General features: G+C 54.3%; 15 protein-coding genes. 8 read left to right on the top strand and 7 right to left on the bottom strand.

The features are described 5' to 3' along the window. Positions 1-33: 33 nt before the first annotated feature. Genes BT142_RS11825 through BT142_RS11815 form a run of 3 tightly spaced genes read right to left on the bottom strand, consistent with a single transcriptional unit; the run spans position 34 to position 2,862 of the window. On the bottom strand, positions 34-246 hold the full coding sequence (locus tag BT142_RS11825; RefSeq protein WP_072418406.1) for a hypothetical protein: 213 nt from the start codon (positions 244-246) through the stop codon (positions 34-36). Positions 247-254: 8 nt separating this feature from the next. Further along, on the bottom strand, positions 255-923 hold the full coding sequence (locus BT142_RS11820; protein WP_072418405.1) for a histidine phosphatase family protein: 669 nt from the start codon (positions 921-923) through the stop codon (positions 255-257). Next, complete coding sequence (locus tag BT142_RS11815; RefSeq protein WP_072418404.1) at positions 895-2,862, bottom strand: bifunctional diguanylate cyclase/phosphodiesterase; 1,968 nt, start codon at positions 2,860-2,862, stop codon at positions 895-897. The genes BT142_RS11820 and BT142_RS11815 overlap by 29 nt, the downstream gene beginning before the upstream one ends. A gap of 248 nt (positions 2,863-3,110) precedes the next feature. On the opposite strand from BT142_RS11815, the gene BT142_RS11810 reads away from it, so the two are divergent. Together BT142_RS11810 and BT142_RS11805 are read left to right on the top strand one after the other, a co-directional pair. Further along, positions 3,111-4,475, top strand: a complete 1,365-nt coding sequence (locus tag BT142_RS11810) for an MATE family efflux transporter (protein ID WP_072418403.1) — start codon at positions 3,111-3,113, stop codon at positions 4,473-4,475. A 1-nt stretch (position 4,476) separates the two neighbouring features. Beyond that, positions 4,477-4,947, top strand: coding sequence for a GNAT family N-acetyltransferase (locus BT142_RS11805; protein WP_072418402.1), 471 nt, complete (start codon positions 4,477-4,479; stop codon positions 4,945-4,947). A 570-nt stretch (positions 4,948-5,517) separates the two neighbouring features. Here BT142_RS11805 and BT142_RS11800 read toward each other — a convergent pair. Together BT142_RS11800 and BT142_RS11795 are read right to left on the bottom strand one after the other, a co-directional pair. Further along, the gene (locus tag BT142_RS11800; protein WP_072418401.1) at positions 5,518-6,612 is read right to left on the bottom strand and encodes a DHHW family protein; all 1,095 of its coding nucleotides are present in this window, start codon (positions 6,610-6,612) and stop codon (positions 5,518-5,520) included. Between the two features lie 16 nt (positions 6,613-6,628). Then, positions 6,629-8,761: an HD-GYP domain-containing protein gene (locus BT142_RS11795; RefSeq protein WP_072418400.1), complete on the bottom strand. Its 2,133-nt coding sequence runs from the start codon at positions 8,759-8,761 to the stop codon at positions 6,629-6,631. A gap of 231 nt (positions 8,762-8,992) precedes the next feature. Here BT142_RS11795 and prfB point away from each other — a divergent pair, with 231 nt between their 5' ends. Next, positions 8,993-10,129, top strand: coding sequence for a peptide chain release factor 2 (gene prfB, locus BT142_RS11790; protein WP_072418399.1), 1,137 nt, complete (start codon positions 8,993-8,995; stop codon positions 10,127-10,129). Between the two features lie 107 nt (positions 10,130-10,236). On the opposite strand, the gene BT142_RS11785 is transcribed toward prfB, so the two are convergent. Beyond that, positions 10,237-10,608, bottom strand: a complete 372-nt coding sequence (locus BT142_RS11785) for a metal-dependent transcriptional regulator (RefSeq protein ID WP_072418398.1) — start codon at positions 10,606-10,608, stop codon at positions 10,237-10,239. 253 nt (positions 10,609-10,861) lie between these two features. On the opposite strand from BT142_RS11785, the gene BT142_RS11780 reads away from it, so the two are divergent. The 5 genes from BT142_RS11780 to BT142_RS11760 all read left to right on the top strand — a co-directional run bounded on the left by BT142_RS11780 (position 10,862) and on the right by BT142_RS11760 (position 14,130). Further along, positions 10,862-11,233: a metal-dependent transcriptional regulator gene (locus BT142_RS11780; RefSeq protein ID WP_072418397.1), complete on the top strand. Its 372-nt coding sequence runs from the start codon at positions 10,862-10,864 to the stop codon at positions 11,231-11,233. A gap of 24 nt (positions 11,234-11,257) precedes the next feature. Further along, the gene (locus tag BT142_RS11775) at positions 11,258-11,509 is read left to right on the top strand and encodes a heavy-metal-associated domain-containing protein (protein ID WP_072418396.1); all 252 of its coding nucleotides are present in this window, start codon (positions 11,258-11,260) and stop codon (positions 11,507-11,509) included. A gap of 113 nt (positions 11,510-11,622) precedes the next feature. Then, positions 11,623-11,850, top strand: coding sequence for a FeoA family protein (locus BT142_RS11770; RefSeq protein ID WP_072418395.1), 228 nt, complete (start codon positions 11,623-11,625; stop codon positions 11,848-11,850). Continuing rightward, a complete protein-coding gene (feoB, locus tag BT142_RS11765) occupies positions 11,847-13,859 on the top strand; it encodes a ferrous iron transport protein B (protein WP_072418394.1) in 2,013 nt (670 codons plus the stop codon). Before BT142_RS11770 ends, feoB begins: the two co-directional genes overlap by 4 nt. Before the next feature lie 4 nt (positions 13,860-13,863). Further along, complete coding sequence (locus BT142_RS11760; protein ID WP_072418393.1) at positions 13,864-14,130, top strand: DeoR family transcriptional regulator; 267 nt, start codon at positions 13,864-13,866, stop codon at positions 14,128-14,130. 81 nt (positions 14,131-14,211) lie between these two features. Here the strand turns inward: BT142_RS11760 and BT142_RS11755 are convergent, their stop codons facing one another. Then, the gene (locus tag BT142_RS11755) at positions 14,212-15,579 is read right to left on the bottom strand and encodes a TrpB-like pyridoxal phosphate-dependent enzyme (RefSeq protein ID WP_072418392.1); all 1,368 of its coding nucleotides are present in this window, start codon (positions 15,577-15,579) and stop codon (positions 14,212-14,214) included. Between the last annotated feature and the right edge of the window lie 157 nt (positions 15,580-15,736).

The raw sequence follows: 15,736 nt of genomic DNA, 5'->3' as shown, positions 1-15,736 counted from the left end.
AAAGCAGTCCCTTAAAAAGGACTGCTTTTTGTTTCAGTACAATATTATTCCCACCACAAACGAGCCGATGAGTGCCGCGGCAATAACTAAAACAGCCGCGCTTACAGCTTTCGGGACTTGCTTTGTTCCGCGCTTTTTCATGACCGCGAACATAACAGCCGCGATGATAACAAGCAGGGCAATCGTGCCTGCGACCGCATATATCCCGATCGACGCAAGCCCTATCGCGTGTCCTATCTTTTCCATGATTTACCTCACTGATAGCATACTCCGCCGCTTTCAAGGCTCTTGCCGAGATGCGAGATATCACCGTACCCGTGCAGTCGGAAGTTCACAAGCCCGTCATGACGCTCGTCGGTGCAGAGCATCGCGATTGCCGTCGGCTCACAGCTGAACCCCTGCAAGGTCAGCAGCGGCGAGATACCGAGCAGGTGCGCGATCACCATGCAGCCTGCCCCGAAATGGCAGTACAGCGCGATAGTCTTGTCGTTTCTGCCGCTGCGGTATGCACCGCCCTCGCGGATGTAGCCGTACCTCGCAAGTATGCCGTCAAGACCCTCGCGGACAGCCGCCGTCCTCACGCGCATCTCTTCCGTATCAAGCGGAGACGCGCCGAGGAAAGTATCCTCGCTGAAAAAGCGTCTCTCTTTTGTCCATTTTTCGGGACTCAAGTCCCATATCTCCATTCCGTTCACACGCACGTCGAACTCGTGGAGCCAGTCGCAGACCTCGGCTTCAACGCCGAGACGCTTCACTGTGTACTCGCAGGTCTCCCGCGCTCTGCCCATGGGCGACACGTAGAAATCATCCACCCCCAGCTTTGCGATGCGCTCACCGAGCAGTTCGGCTTCGTGTCTGCCGTTCTCGGTCAGGCAGTCGTGAGCGTAATCGGGCTCACCGTGACGCACTATCAGCACTCTCATTTTTTACGTTCTCCTTTTCTTCATCATTGTCCTGTAACATCTTTATGAACTCCTCTTTCGGTATCGGCTTGGAGAAGAAATAGCCCTGCAAATAGTCTACCGCGAGCTTGTCGAGCATCTCTATCTGCTTGCAGGTCTCCACGCCCTCGACGAGTATCTCGCGCTTCATCTGCTTTATCATGCGGACGCTGTTTTCGAGGATTATCTGACCGAGTTCGCTCGTCTCGGCGCTCCAGAGGATGCTCTTGTCTATCTTCACCACGTCGAAATCCAGCGAGAATATCGACTCCATGTTAGAGTAGCCCGTGCCGTAGTCGTCCATCGAGAAGCGGAAGCCGTGATTTTTCAGCGCGTTCACCACCGAGTTGAGCAGCTTGTAGTCGCTCGCCGCCACCGACTCGGTTATCTCGAAGTTTATCATGTGCTTGTCAACGCCTATCTCGTCCACGATATTGTTGATATGCTTGACGAATCCGGGCTGCATACACTCGATGACCGAGAGGTTGACGTTGATGCTGTCCATGCCGAATTTCTCGGGCAGGCCGCTCTTTATGAACTTGCAGACCTCCCGCAGAACGAAGTCGTCTATCTGTTCTATCATGCCGATCTGCTCGGCGATGGGAATGAACTCATCGGGGAAGATGCTGCCTATCTGCTTGTCGTGCAGTCTGATAAGCGCCTCGGCGCCGTGCAGTTTCTGACCCTTGAGCTGATAGGTCGGCTGGTAGTAGACCTCAAAGCTGTTGTTTTTCAGACCCTTTGTGACGGCGTTCTCGACCGCCGAACGTCTCAGCAGGTAGTCAAGGTCGCTGCCGAGAAGTATCTTCTTGTCGTTGTTTGCGGGTATCGGGCTGTCCACCATGTAGAAAGCGTCCGCGGCGCTTGTGATGCGCTCGGGTACTTCGGCAGCCATGAAAATTGCCGACAGCGGCAGCTCGGAATCGCCGTAAGTCCACACGCGGTCGAAACGGTCTTTCATTTGCAGGCAGACATCACGGGCGTGTTCCTTGGTGCAGTCCATCAGCGTCAACACGAAGGAACCGGGGTTAGTGTTGTAGATGTGGTGCTTCGGAACGATGGTCTTCAGATACTCGGACACGACCTCCGAAAGGATGTCGGTGTTCTCCGAACCCACTGCCTTGCGCAGGATGTCGCTGTTGGTTATCCTCACGCAGACGATGTACAGCTGACGCTTGTTGACGATAAAGCTGTTTATATCGTTTTTCAGGGCTTTTCTGTTGTACAGACCCGTGTCAACGTCTATGCGGTCATCCTCACTCTCTATCGCGAACAGAACGCCCAGCAGTGCAAGAGACTCGGCAAACAGCTCCGCCTTTATGAACATAAAGAAAAGCTGCGTCAGTATGCCTATCACCGTTATCATGAAGAAATACACGAGCGCGATCTTTCGTTTCGAGGTCAGCGCCTGCCATGAGAACATCAGCAGAAGTGCCGACAGCGCAAGATAGAGCGCTCCCGAAATGTAGATCGACGCCTCCGCAGGCCCCCTCGTGAACTTGTACCCGTCGGTATAGTAGAAGAAGCTGTGGAAAAACGGGTTCAGGATTATCGGTATCAGCGTCAGCAGGAACGGAAGCATAAAAAACAGCTTCGTCCGCTTCGTGATGAACCCCGAGCCGCTGACCCTCATCACATAGCAGAAAAACAGCGGACACAGTGCCGAATGGAACAGAAAATAACTCGTCTGCGAAATCTCCAGCAGCACCGCGAATAACTTTGAGTAAGGCGCCGCCGCCACGAAAAACTCCGCGAGTATCGAAGTGATGGAGTTGATTATCAGTATGCCGACAATGGCTATGTAGATCTTATTGTGCTTTCTTTCCGTGCGCTGCTGACTGAACTTGAATATCAGGCAGGTAACAGAGATGAGAAAAGACGCTGAAAACGAAGCTATATTGTAATAATTGCTTAAGTCCATGCTATCCCTCCCATAAATCGGAATAAATTTCACTATACTATTGAATATTATAGCACAAAATAACTAAATAGTCAAGGAATATCCGATATTTTTTAAAATTTCATCCCTGCCACCCCTGCTCAGAAGCATTTTTCGTATAAACTCACTCTCCCCCGTCGAATCGGGATTTTGACAAAATAACTGAGAAAAAGTCACAAATCTGTGGTATAATAAAAAGGAGATATTTTGTAAATAAAGGAAAAGAATGTATGAAGAAGAATGACATTGATATGCTGTCGGGTTCGGTGGGGGACAAGACGCTGAAGTTTGCGCTGCCGCTTGCCGCGACGGGTATTTTGCAGCAGCTGTTCAACGCGGCTGACATCGCTGTTGTCGGGCGGTTCGTCGGAAAAAAAGCCATGGCGGCTGTCGGCTCGAACACCCCCATCATCAACCTCATCATCAGTCTGTTCATCGGCATTTCGGTGGGCGCGAACGTAGTCATCGCGAAATACACGGGTCAGCGGAACGACAAGAAAGTCAGCAGGGCTGTCCACACGGCTCTTGCGGTGTCGGTCATAAGCGGTGTGATCCTTGCGCTGGTGTGCGAGTTTTTTTCAGCCGCGATACTTCGCAGGATGTCGATACCCTCGAACGTTTTCTCCCTCAGCCTGAAATATTTCCGCGTCTACCTCGCAGGTCTGCCCGTGATACTGCTTTACGACTTTGCGTCGGCAGTGTTCAGGAGCAGGGGCAACACGCGGACGCCGCTCATCTGCCTGTTCAGCTCGGGCGTGATAAACGTCCTGCTGAACCTGTTTTTTGTCATCGTGCTGAAACTCTCGGTCATCGGCGTGGCACTTGCGACCGTGATGTCAACTTTCATCAGCTCGGCGATGCTTGTGTTTTTCCTCTACAAGGACACAGGCGCCGCCCACTTCGACCCGAAAAAGCTCTGCCTCGACGGCAGGATACTGAATCAGATGGTGCAGATAGGTCTGCCCGCAGGCTTGCAGGGCATGGTCTACGCCCTGTCGAACATCATCATTCAGGCTTCCATCAACAAGCTGGGCGAGGACGTTATGGCAGGCTCGGCGGCGGCGCTCAATATCGAGGTCATCGTCTACTACATACTCAGCGCCTTCGGTCAGACCTGCACCACTTTCGTCGGGCAGAATTACGGCGCACGCAAACCCGACCGCTGTCAGAAGATACTCCGCGTCACGATGCTGCAAAACGCCGTGTTCTCGGTGTCGGTGTCGATGCTGATACTGCTGATGGGCAGACCGCTGCTCTCGATGTTCAACCCCGACCCCGATGTGATAAACTACGGCATCGTCAGGATGCGCTACATCCTGCTGGCGGAGATATTCAACGTGGTCATCGAGATACTTTCGGGATGGATGCGCGGCTTCGGCTACTCGCTGGTGCCTGCGCTCATATGCGTGGCAGGCATCTGCGGCGTCAGGATAACATGGGTCTACACGATTTTCAAACACAAAAGCACTTTCACGAACCTCATCTCGGCGTATCCGCTGAGCTGGGCGATAACGGCGGCAGCGCTCGGGCTGGCGTATATTTACGTGAGATACAAAAAGCTCGGCAAGTTTTTCGCCGAGGGTACGGAGGTATGAAATGAAGATAAGAAGAGCGGAAAAGAAGGATATCGACGGGCTGAACAGACTGCTGTATCAGGTCGCAAGGGTCCATCACGACGGCAGACCCGACCTTTTCAGGGCGGGCGCGAAAAAGTATACCACCGAGGAACTTCTGACTATCCTCGATGACCAGGATAAGCCCATCCTCGCGGCAGTTGAGGACGATGACACGATGCTCGGCTACGCTTTCTGTCAGCTGAAAATCTACGACGGCGAGGGCGTTCACACCGCGATGCGGACTCTGTACGTCGATGATATCTGCGTCGAAGAGTCCGCAAGAGGTCAGCACGTCGGTACCGAGATATTCGCGGCGGTCAGACAGCTTGCAAAAGAACTCGGCTGCTACAACGTGACCCTCAACGTCTGGGAATGCAACCCGCCCGCCATGGCCTTCTACCGCTCCCTCGGCATGACCCCCTACTGCACGGGCATGGAACTCATCTTGTGATGCTTTGTTTTCAAGAGTGCTGAACTTATTGGGGGAAACCCTTTTGAAAAAGGGTAATCCCCCAAACCCCTTTCCTAAAACTTTTAATACTTTTTGGCTTTTTGGTGATCCTTTCTTACTTTGTACAGGTCGGGAAGATCGTAGTTCTTCTCTTATGTTGCTTGCCCCTTGCCAAAAAGACGTTCAAAGACGGGCTACGCCTCATTGTGTGGTTCAGGCATGGGTGAGCGTTTACATTTTATAGCAAAGAAAAACGGCGGGAGACAAACTCCCGCCTTACTTTTTCTGTCTTTTTTTTCATTTATGGAGAGAGCCTATCTTCCAAACCACATCCAACAAACGACAATATTAAAAGTCTTTGGAAGTGGGTCTGGGGGAGAACCTTTCTTCTAGCCGTGCGAAGCTAAGGCGGCTGTGCGAAGCTAAGGCGGGCGTGCGAAGCTAAGGAGGGCGTGCGAAGCTAAGGCGGGCGTGCGAAGCTAAGGCGGGCGTGCGAAGCTAAGGCGGGCGTGCGAAGCTAAGGCGGGCGTGCGAAGCTAAGGCGGGTTTCCCACAGCTAAATTCCGCACTCTACCGGTACATATTCTGTTCGATGAGAGAGACTTTTTCGTAGCTGGATGTTGAGGCGGCGCCGAGGGCGTAGAGGATGTCGGTGGCGCCCACTTCCTTTGCGAAGCTGAGGGAGTTGGTGTTAAAGAACCTGTCGTCGCAGAGGTATATTTTGGAGAACGAGCCTGTCAGGAACGGCAGGAGCGCGTTTCCGTAGCTGTCTTTGAAGACCACGAGGACTCTGTCATTGTTCACGTCCGTATCTATCTCTAAGATAGTATCGTCGGTACCCACGAACACCGTGTAGCTCGAACCTATGTCCATATCCTCGAAGAAAAGGCTGCCCTCGTAGCCCTCGCCGCTGAACCACGTATCGTAGGACAGCACCTTGCAGCGGCCGAGATTCGCGGGTTTGTAGTAGGTGAAAGTATCGGGATGATCCTCCAGCTGATATATGCCGTTGACGCTGTAGAACGCCCCGAGATAGCCCTCACGCTCCACCGCCTGATAGGTCGAAAATTCGGGGAACGGCACGCCTGCTTTTTCCGCGAACTCACGCGCCGCGTAGAACGCCGCTATCGGCTGCCAGTGGTAATCTGTCCGCGAGTAGAGATATTCCGCCTTGTGTTCGCCGAGCAGACGGTCGATGGGTACACTCTTCGCCGTTTTCAGCTTCGAGTATACGTAGTCCGCGCACTCCGCCTGGTCCGGATAGTCGTCCTTTATCTCCACGGGGGTATAGAATTCCTGCGAGGTCGGTATCATCATCAGGTAGGTGTTCACCCCATCGAGCTTTTCCGCGTAGCTGTCGATGCTCTGCGCGAGGTAGTCGCCCGTTTCCTCGCTGAAATAGAACTCCTCCATCGCCCTGACCCAAGGCGTGTCCTGATAGGCAACGATACAGCCACTCTCGAAACCGTAGGGGCTGTCCTCGTCGGGCGGTGCGGAAGTCGAAACGAGGGTGGTCGTTGTGGTCGTTGTGGTGGTCTCCGCCGTTGTGACGGAGGTCTCGGGCGCGGCTTTTTCCGCAGCTGCGGCGCCGTCATCCTTCCGCGCATCGGCGCACCCTGCCAGCATCATCGCCGCCGCCGTTACGGCGAATATTCTCTTCTTCATGTGAAACAACTCCCTGTCAGCTAAAGCTCTTGGCGTGGTCATCGGCGATACGGCGCACCTCATCCTCCGCGCTCAGGAAGGCGTCAGCCACATACGGGTCGAAATGGGTGCCTGCGTCCTCGCGGATGATGCTCATAGCCTTCTCCACCGTGAAGGGCTTCTTGTAGCTCCTCTGAGAAACGAGCGCGTCGAACACGTCGGCAACCGCCATTATCCTTGCCGAAAGGGGTATCTCCTCCCCTTTCAGACCGTGGGGATAGACCTTGCCGTTCCACTTCTCGTGATGGAACTCGGCAACGTTCTTCGCCTCGGTAAGATAGTCCGAATCGGGCACCATCGCGATTGCCCTGTCGATAATAAGGCTTCCGCGGGTGGTGTGGGTCTTCATTATCTCGAACTCCTCGTCGGTCAGCTTGCCAGGCTTGTTGAGGATGGTGTCGGAGACCTGTATCTTTCCGATGTCGTGGAGAGGTGCGGCGTTCATGACGTTCCGCGTGAACTCCTCGTCGATGATGTCGCTGTAGTAGCCCTTTTCTTTGAGCTGTCTGAGTATCACCCTGCAATACGCCACAGTCTTTCTTACGTGGTCGCCCGTACACTTGTCGCGGCTCTCGACCATGTCCGCCAGCACCATGATAAGACCGTTCTGCATCTTCGAGATTGTCTCGGTCTTGGTCTGGATGTCGTCAACGTAGCTCATGCTCTCGCTGATGGTCTTGACGAAGGCATTGTAGAGGTTCTCTATCTCGTCGCCCGTGCGGATGTTGAGATACTTCATCAGCCGCACGCTCTCGTCGCGGGCTTCATCGCTGTTGTAGGCGAAATCCTCGGCGCTGTAAGCCATAGTGTTCACGGGAACGATGACGTTGTACTCAACCAGCCACAGACCCACCGCCAGTATCAGCATGAAGAAGCCGATGAGAAGCGACACCTGCTTGGTGATGAAGCTGTAGCCGTAGGTCTCCAGCAGGTTCATGGAGACATCGGTGCAGGCGTAGCAGACGCAGTTCCCTTCCTTGTCGTAGACGGGCTTGTAGACGGTCAGGAGCCAGCCGAAAGCGCCGTCGGTAACTATCGGGTCGATCTTTCTGTCCTTCAGAAGGGTGGGCACCAGCTTCATGAAGGACTCGTCAAACTTGACGACGTCACCCGCCGCGGAACCCTGCACATCGCTGTCAAGGTCGAACACCACATGACAGCCGTCCTCATGTATCTGATAAACGTACATATACTGTATGTCGGGCAGGCTGTTTTTGAGCCTGTACATCTCTTCGAGAGTCTCGGTATACCCCGGCTCGTCAACGCCGTTTTCCATGTAGGCATCCACCTTCTCGGGGTCGATCTTTGAAGCGACAATCGTTGCGATACCGTCCGCGAGCCTGATATGGTCGTTCTTCATCGAGCGCTTGAAAAGCACGAAGCTGATAACGATAGCGATGCCCGCCACCAGCACCGAAGCCGCCACAAGGATAATGAGCATCTTCGTCCTCAGCGAGACCACGCGGTTTTTCTCGCTCTTGATGCCTGCCGCCATGTCGGTGTCGATGGGTGCCTGCCATCTGCCCGTGGGGGGCATCGAAGCCGCGACCTTCTCGGGTACGAGCTTTACCATGAACAGCGCCGCGATGAAGGACAGCCCCTTGTCGAACAGCTCGGTTATGAACAGCGACAGGTACAGCGCCCAGAATCTCGGCAGTCCCGACTCGTGCAGATCCAGCGCCAGTTCCTTTGAAGTGCCGCCTATGTCAGCCGAATGCAGGAACCAGGTCATTACCGTGCCGATGGTCGCCGTCACTGCCGTGATGATGGCGATGGATGCAGCACAGCCGAGCTTTTTCTTCACCCAGCCCTTCCGCACAAATATCGAGACCATTATCGCCGACAGCATATTCAGCGCCGCATAGTACATCTCGTTGCTCTTCGTGATGCACTTTATCGCGTTTGTGACAAACCCCACGATAACTCCGGGGAGCATACCGCCCAGCATGGAGATCGACATTGTGCCTGCCGTGTCGGCAAACGCGGGTATGCCCATCAGATCAACTATCTCCGCAAGCGTGAGATTCAGCACAACGCCTGCGATACAGTACAGCAGAAAGAACCGTACCCTACCCCTTCGTGTGCTTTTTTCATCTATATCTTTTTCCATAAAAGCTCACCTGACTGTCTAAAAAAAATATTAAGCACATATAGGAATATTATAATATATTTATTAAAAGAAATCAAGTACTTGTGATAATAAAGTCTATTTTGAACATATAAATATAGCGTTTTTGTGAAAAACTCCTATTAAACGTATCCGCTCTTGACAAAGGGCGCAGATTGAGTTATAATAAATATAATTGTGTGATAATATAACGTGCAGGATAAGGAGATTTTTATGGTATTTTTAGAGAACCTCAGATCTGAACTGGAAAGCTTCCGCCCGAAGATTCAGGAACTTCACGACGTTTACGATATCGAAAACAGCAAGGAGCGCATCCTCGAACTTCGCGAAAAGGCCGCAGAGCCCGGCTTCTGGGACGACGTGGAAAAGAGCCAGCCCGTCCTCAAGGAGACACGTACCCTTGAAGGACACATCGAAAAGTATGAGAAAATGACACAGACCTTCGAGGATATCGAGGTCATGATAGAGATGGCCGCCGAAGAGGACGACTCGGAGGAGATCATCGAGGAGATCCGCGCAGAGATCGAGGCTCTCGGCAATATGATCGAGGAGCTTACCCTCGCTTCCCTGCTGACGGGCGAATACGATAAGTCCAACGCGATTGTTACCTTCCACGCAGGAAGCGGCGGAACCGAGGCTCAGGACTGGGCGGAGATGCTGTTCCGTATGTACAGCCGCTGGGGCGACGCTCACGGTTTCAGCGTAAAGACCCTCGACTACCTGGAAGGCAGTGAGGCAGGCATCAGCAGCGCGTCTATGATAATCGAGGGCGAGAACGCTTACGGCTACCTCAAGGGCGAATCGGGCGTTCACAGACTCGTCCGCGTGTCCCCCTTCGACGCACAGGGCAGAAGGCACACTTCCTTCGCGGCTGTTGACGTAATGCCCGAAATGGATGACTCCATCAACGTCGAGATAAACCCTGCCGATATCGAGATGCAGGTGTACCGTTCGTCGGGTGCGGGCGGTCAGCACATCAACAAGACTTCCTCGGCAGTTCGTCTGATACACAAGCCGACGGGTATCGTCACCGCCTGCCAGACCCAGCGTTCCCAGTTCCAGAACAGAGACTACGCTATGAAAATGCTCATCGCAGAGCTGGTCAAGATCAAGGAACAGGAACACGCTGACACCATTAACGACATCAAGGGCGTCCAGAAGGAGATAGCATGGGGTTCGCAGATTCGCTCCTACGTTTTCATGCCCTACCAGCTGGTAAAGGACACCCGCACAGGCTTCGAGACCGCGAACATCAGCGCTGTCATGGACGGCGACCTTGACGGTTTCATCAACGCCTACCTCAAGTCCCTCTCGCTCGGCAACCTCAACGCCGAGGACAGACGCGACTGATAAATACGCGAACCAAGGCTGCACGGCACCACGCTGTGCAGCCTTATTTTTTTGCGGAAGCTATGCACAAAAAAAACTGCTGTCGGGTAATGACAGCAGCTGAGATATCATTTATTCTTCTCGAAAAATTCCTTGATCTTTGTGAAGCTCTCTGCGCTTATGTCGTGCTCCAGCTTGCAGGCGTCATCGGCAGCCACTTCGGGAGACACCCCGAGACTGCTGAGCCAGTCGGTAAAGAAAACGTGGCGTTCATAAATGGTCTCCGCGACCTCGCGGCCTGCGTCGGTCAGCGTGATATAGCCGCCCCCGTCAACGCTTATGAACCCGCCCTCGCGCAGGATACCGACCGCACGGCTGACGCTGGGCTTTGAAAGCTCCATTTCGCGGGCAATATCTATCGAGCGCACCTCTCCATGCTTTTTCTGAAGAATGAGTATCGTTTCAAGATAATCCTCGCCCGATTCGTAGATCTTTTTCATATTGACCACACCCCTGTTTTTATTTTTATTCTATTATAGCATATCGCGGACGTAAAATCAACCCCTATTCTTTCGGTACGTGCCGAAAAGAGGTATTTTGATTTGTACTTTCAGCACATAAGTTAGCTCAATGCAACCGAAATTTTGTCAAATAGTTAGAAAACGCTAACCTCTTTTCTCCCAGATGTTGACAGCGGCACGAAACAGTGATATAATCATAAAGGTTATCCAGGACTAACTAAGGAGAAGGACAATGCTAACGGAACAGCAGAAAAAATACCTCATCACCATCTACCAGCTCGGTCAGAACGGCAAGACCGTGCGCACCACGGATATCGCGGAGTACCTTCACGTCGCAAAGGCGAGCGTGGTCAAGATGGAGAAAAAGCTCATCGAAGAAGGGCTCATCTCAAAAGAGCCCTACCGCAGGATAGCACTGACCCAGAAAGGCGTCTCGGAAGCGAACGGCCTGTTCACGCCATGCGTGATATTGCAGGATTTCCTCTCGAAAAAGGTCTGTATCGCCCCCGAAAAAGCAGGCGAGGCGAGCATGATGATCTCATCGGTGCTCGATGAGCAGACCCTTGAAAAACTGGTGGGCTATCTGCTTTCGCAGAGTCAGTGACGCATACCGAAAGGAATGGATGATATGTACAAGACAACAGTGAAGATCGAAGGCATGATGTGCGGTATGTGCGAGGCGCACGTCAACGATGCCATCCGCGCAAAGCTCGCCGTCAAAAAGGTGAATTCTTCCCACAAGAACGGTGAGACTGTCATCATCAGCGAGTCCGCCCTCACAAGATCGGAGATCGAGTCGGCGCTCGCGGACAGCGGCTACAAGGTCAGCGGCGCCGAGTGCGTTCCCTACGAGAAGAAGGGGCTTTTCGGCAGAGGATGAGCGGAAAACTCAGCACTCAGCGGGTCGATACATGAGTCACAGCGCTCATGTATCGACAATACTTTGATTATAGGTTAGCTTTAGCTAACTCAATTATACATGGAGGTATGGAAATGAAACTGGGAGAACTGAAGGAAAACACTCAGGCAGTCATCAGCAGCCTGAACGGTGACGCGCGGTTTATCAGCCGCATCACGTCCATCGGACTGACGCCCGGCTGCCGTGTCGTCGTCATCAAGAACGACCGCAGCCGCCCCGTCCTGCTCTACTCGCGCGACACGATGATAGCCGTCAACCGCCGCGAGTGCGAGGGCATCGAGGTATCGGAGGTGACAGCATGAGCACAGCAACTATCGCGCTATTAGGTCAGCCAAACTCTGGCAAATCCACCCTGTTCAACGCGCTGACGGGGCTTCGTCAGCACGTCGGCAACTGGCCCGGAAAGACCGTCGAGAAGAAGGAGGGCACCTTCACTCACGGCAGCGACACCTACTCGGTTGCCGACCTGCCGGGCTCCTACAGTATGTCGGCGAACTCGGACGAGGAGGTCATCACCCGCGACTTTATCGCGTCGGGCAAGGCTGACGTGGTGTGCATCCTCGCCGACAGCTCACAGCTGGAACGAAGCCTCTTCATGCTGGCGGACTACGCAGGACTTTCCGCGCCATGCTTCCTCGTGCTGAACATGGAGGACGTGGCGAAGGAACAGGGCAAGACCATCGACGCGGCGGCCATCGAGAAAAAGCTCGGCATCCCCGTCATGCTGTTCTCGGCGACCGACATCAAGGCCTACGACAAGTTCTACGCGACCCTTGAAAGGGCGCTGAAAACCAAAGCGCACATCAACGTTTCGGCGCTGGAGAAGGAGTACGAAAAGCTCGGCGGCTACAGCGAGATAAAGTCGCAGCTGTCCGAGAACACCCTGTCGGGCTACACCCCCATGTGGCTGACCGTCAAGGTGCTCGAAAACGACAAGGTGGTCTCGGCGAAGCTGAAAGACTCGCTGCCGGGCGACAAGTTCGGCAGGATAGAGAGCCTTGCGAAAAACGGCGCAGACGCGGTCGCGACCGGCGAATGCAAGTTCGCATGGATAGACGATATACTGCACGGCGCAGTAAGCGGCAGAAAGAACATCACCACCCTCGGCAGGCTCGACCGCATCTACACCCACAGGATATGGGGCAAGCCCGCCGTTGTGCTGACGGTCATCCTCGGACTGCTGGGGTCGTTCATACCTGCCCTGCCCGTGATGGCAGTGGGCTCACTGGTGACCGTCCTGCAAAACGCTGTCGGCTCGGGACTGACTTCGGCAGGCTACCCCCACATCATAATCAGCCTGCTGTGCGACGTCATCTTGCAGTCTATGGGCTACGTCATCAAAATGCTCGGCTTCGTGTTCGGCGTGACGCTGGTGTTCGGTATGCTCGAAGAGGTCGGCGTCATGGCGCGAATCTCCTACGTTTTCGACAACACCATGGGTAAGCTGGGCTTGCAGGGCAAGTCGGTAATGCCGTTTCTCGTCAGCTTCGGCTGCACCATGGGCGGCGCGTCTGGCGCAAGAGTCATCGACAACTGGGGTCAGAAGGTGCTGACCATCGCCCTCGCATGGGCTGTACCCTGCGGTGCGGCATGGGCGATAATCCCGATGCTCTCCACCGTGTTCTTCGGCGCAGGGGCGCCGCTCATCATCGTGGCGCTTCTGCTGACCATGCTGCTCCATATGTGGGTGACTGCGAAGATATTCGGCAGAACGCTCGTCAAGACCGAAGACCGCTGCGGCATGATAATGGAGCTGCCGCCCTACCACAAGCCGCGCTGGGGCGCACTTTTCAAGTACGTTCTCGGCAGAACGAAGGACACCTTCTTCCGCGTGGTGAAGGTGGTACTGCTGGTGTGCGGCATCTTCTGGGTGCTCAGCTACGGCGGCTCCAACGAGAGCAGCATCCTCTACAAGGTCGGCACGGCTATCGAGCCCGTGACAGGGTTCTTCGGTATGCCCTGGCAGCTGTTCATCGCGTTCGTGGCTTCGTCGGTGGGCAAGGAAGGTGCGGTAGGCGTAATAAGCGCACTGTACAGCGGCTCGTCCTACTCCGAGGGCTTCATGCAGGCGATGAGCGGCGCGGCGAGGGCTGCGAACCTGAACGAGCTTCTGCTCGCAAACGTCACACTCCCCGAAGCGCTGGCGTTCATCTTCGCGCTGACCTTCAACCTGCCCTGCGTGGTAGCGCTCGCCGCGACCTATCAGGAGATACGCTCGGTCAAGTGGACGGCAAAGATAGCGCTGTACTACACGGCGACGGCGCTGGTGCTTGCCTGCGTGGCGTATCATGTGGGTCTGCTGATCTGGTGACGCTATGAGAGAGCTTCTTGAACTGCTGAAGGACGGCAGAGCCCGTTCCATCGAAATGCTCGCTGCCGAGCTTCATACGACCGTCGAGGACATCAGACGTCGGATAGAATACCTCGAACGCACGGGTCTCATACACAGGGTCTCGCTGAACTCTTCGGGCTGCGGCGGCAGCTGTTCGGGCTGTGACGGCAAGACCTGCGCAGGCTGTATGCCGAAGGACGGCTTTCAGAACATGGGAGAGATGTGGGAAGTCGTGACAGCGGAAAAATGATTCGGCACAAGTCCGATCACACATGGATAATAAAACGGCACACCGCTCGTAAGAACGATGTGCCGTGATTTTTTTGAGAGGTCAGATCTTCGGAAGTCCTGCGAAGCCCTTTGCAAGATCCTCGTCGGTGGGGATGTAGTCGGTCATCTCACCGTCGTTGAACTTCTGGTATGCCACCATATCGAAGTAGCCCGTACCTGTCAGACCGAACAGGATGGTCTTCTCCTCGCCTGTTTCCTTGCACTTGAGTGCCTCGTCGATAGCAACGCGGATAGCGTGGCTGGACTCGGGTGCAGGCAGGATGCCCTCGATGCGTGCGAACTGCTGTGCAGCCGCGAATACGCTGGTCTGCTCGACCGAAACAGCTTCCATCAGCTTGTCATCGTACAGCTGGGAGAGGGTGCTGCTCATGCCGTGATAGCGGAGACCGCCTGCGTGGTTCGCAGAGGGGATGAAGCCGCTGCCGAGGGTGTACATCTTCGCGAGGGGGCAAACCATGCCCGTGTCGCAGAAGTCGTATGCGTACTTGCCGCGTGTGAAGCTCGGGCAGGATGCAGGCTCAACTGCGATGATGCGGTAGTCAGCTTCACCGCGGAGCTTTTCGCCCATAAACGGCGAGATAAGTCCGCCGAGATTAGAACCGCCGCCTGCGCAGCCGATGATGATGTCAGGCTTTACGCCGATCTTTTCGAGCGCAGCCTTCGACTCAAGACCGATGACCGACTGGTGCAGCAGCACCTGGTTCAGCACCGAACCGAGAACGTATCTGTAGCCCTCACTGCCGACTGCAACTTCAACAGCCTCGGAGATAGCACAGCCAAGGCTTCCCGTTGTACCGGGGTGCTCGGCAAGGATCTTTCTGCCGACGTTGGTGGTGTCCGAGGGGGACGGGGTAACGGACGCGCCGTAAGTCCTCATGACCTCACGTCTGAAAGGCTTCTGCTCGTAGGATACCTTTACCATGAACACCTTGCAGTCAAGTCCGAAGTAAGCGCACGCCATCGAAAGCGCCGTGCCCCACTGACCTGCACCTGTCTCGGTTGTAACACCCTTCAGACCCTGCTTCTTCGCATAGTAAGCCTGTGCGATAGCGCTGTTGAGCTTGTGGCTTCCCGAGGTGTTGTTGCCCTCGAATTTGTAGTAGATCTTCGCAGGTGTGCCCAGCGCCTTCTCAAGGCAGTAGGCTCTGACCAGCGGAGAGGGGCGGTACATCTTGTAGAATTCCTGTATCTCCTGCGGGATGTCGATGTAGGGGGTGGTGTCGTCAAGTTCCTGCTGAACCAGCTCGTCGCAGAAAACAACGCCCAGCTCCTCGGCTGTCATAGGCTTGTGAGTAGCGGGATTGAGCAGGGGCGCAGGCTTGTTCTTCATGTCAGCTCTGACATTGTACCACTGCTTGGGCATCTCGCTCTCTTCAAGATAGGTCTTGTAAGGGATGTTCTTATCCATAGTTATTCTCCTTTGCATTATTGCTTTAAAGCGATTACTTTACAATTATACCACAAATTAGCACCCGTGTCAATACTTTCGACAAAAAAACTTGCCAACAATTAAGAATTTCTGCCAACTCCGCACAAACCGACCTGTATTCTCCCAATTTACGGTA

It is taken from the genome of Ruminococcus sp. YE71 (assembly GCF_900119155.1).
In the GTDB taxonomy this organism is placed as follows: domain Bacteria; phylum Bacillota; class Clostridia; order Oscillospirales; family Ruminococcaceae; genus YE71.
This window is presented reverse-complemented; position numbering and strand designations above follow the sequence as displayed.

Coding starts and splice junctions, on each gene's coding strand:
- BT142_RS11825 (WP_072418406.1), bottom strand. CDS start 246: ATGGAAAAGATAGGACACGCGATAGGGCTTGCGTCGATCGGGATATAT.
- BT142_RS11820 (WP_072418405.1), bottom strand. CDS start 923: ATGAGAGTGCTGATAGTGCGTCACGGTGAGCCCGATTACGCTCACGAC.
- BT142_RS11815 (WP_072418404.1), bottom strand. CDS start 2,862: ATGGACTTAAGCAATTATTACAATATAGCTTCGTTTTCAGCGTCTTTT.
- BT142_RS11810 (WP_072418403.1), top strand. CDS start 3,111: ATGAAGAAGAATGACATTGATATGCTGTCGGGTTCGGTGGGGGACAAG.
- BT142_RS11805 (WP_072418402.1), top strand. CDS start 4,477: ATGAAGATAAGAAGAGCGGAAAAGAAGGATATCGACGGGCTGAACAGA.
- BT142_RS11800 (WP_072418401.1), bottom strand. CDS start 6,612: ATGAAGAAGAGAATATTCGCCGTAACGGCGGCGGCGATGATGCTGGCA.
- BT142_RS11795 (WP_072418400.1), bottom strand. CDS start 8,761: ATGGAAAAAGATATAGATGAAAAAAGCACACGAAGGGGTAGGGTACGG.
- prfB (WP_072418399.1), top strand. CDS start 8,993: ATGGTATTTTTAGAGAACCTCAGATCTGAACTGGAAAGCTTCCGCCCG.
- BT142_RS11785 (WP_072418398.1), bottom strand. CDS start 10,608: ATGAAAAAGATCTACGAATCGGGCGAGGATTATCTTGAAACGATACTC.
- BT142_RS11780 (WP_072418397.1), top strand. CDS start 10,862: ATGCTAACGGAACAGCAGAAAAAATACCTCATCACCATCTACCAGCTC.
- BT142_RS11775 (WP_072418396.1), top strand. CDS start 11,258: ATGTACAAGACAACAGTGAAGATCGAAGGCATGATGTGCGGTATGTGC.
- BT142_RS11770 (WP_072418395.1), top strand. CDS start 11,623: ATGAAACTGGGAGAACTGAAGGAAAACACTCAGGCAGTCATCAGCAGC.
- feoB (WP_072418394.1), top strand. CDS start 11,847: ATGAGCACAGCAACTATCGCGCTATTAGGTCAGCCAAACTCTGGCAAA.
- BT142_RS11760 (WP_072418393.1), top strand. CDS start 13,864: ATGAGAGAGCTTCTTGAACTGCTGAAGGACGGCAGAGCCCGTTCCATC.
- BT142_RS11755 (WP_072418392.1), bottom strand. CDS start 15,579: ATGGATAAGAACATCCCTTACAAGACCTATCTTGAAGAGAGCGAGATG.